Source organism: Marinimicrobium sp. UBA4209, from assembly GCF_002381585.1.
GTDB lineage: Bacteria > Pseudomonadota > Gammaproteobacteria > Pseudomonadales > Cellvibrionaceae > Marinimicrobium > Marinimicrobium koreense.
This window is the reverse complement of the sequence record NZ_DFTP01000019.1, coordinates 284-904: the sequence shown is the minus strand read 5'-3', so window position 1 is coordinate 904 and position 621 is coordinate 284. Positions and strand designations below refer to the sequence as shown.

At 60.9% G+C, this 621-nt stretch carries 1 protein-coding gene; it reads right to left on the bottom strand.

What is annotated here, in order from left to right:
* On the bottom strand, positions 1-621 hold a 621-nt coding region (locus tag B3187_RS03090; protein WP_286804540.1), incomplete at both ends, for an aconitase family protein.

Below are 621 nucleotides of genomic sequence, written 5' to 3'. Positions count from 1 at the left end.
GGAGCCGTAGGAGTTGAAGTCCTTCGGGTCCACGCCCTGCTCCTGCAGATACAGGCCAGCGGGGCTGTCCGGCATGATGGCGCCGGCCGGGGAAATATGGTCGGTGGTGATGCTGTCACCGACCTTCACCAGGCAGCGGGCATCCTTGATATCGGTAATATCCCCAGGTTTTTTACCCATGCCATCAAAGAACGGCGGCTTGCGCACGTAGCTGGAGTCCGGCCAGGCGTAGAGCTGGCTCTCTTCCACCGGCAGTGCCTGCCAGCTCTCGTCACCGCTGAACACGTCCGCGTACTTCTCGGAGAACATGGCCGGGTCCAGGTTGTCGGCAATGGTTTTCTGGATATCCGCCGTGCTGGGCCAGATGTCCTTCAGGTAGACCGGCTTGTTGTCCTTGTCATAACCCAGAGGCTCTTTCTGCAGGTCGATATCCATGGTGCCGGCCAACGCGTAGGCCACCACCAGAGGCGGTGAAGCCAGGTAGTTGGCCCGCACGTCGGGGTGAATCCGCCCTTCAAAGTTGCGGTTGCCCGAGAGCACCGAGGTCACCGTGAGATCGCCCTCGTGGATGGCTTCGTGAATCTCTTTGGGCAGTGGGCCGGAGTTGCCGATACAGGTGGT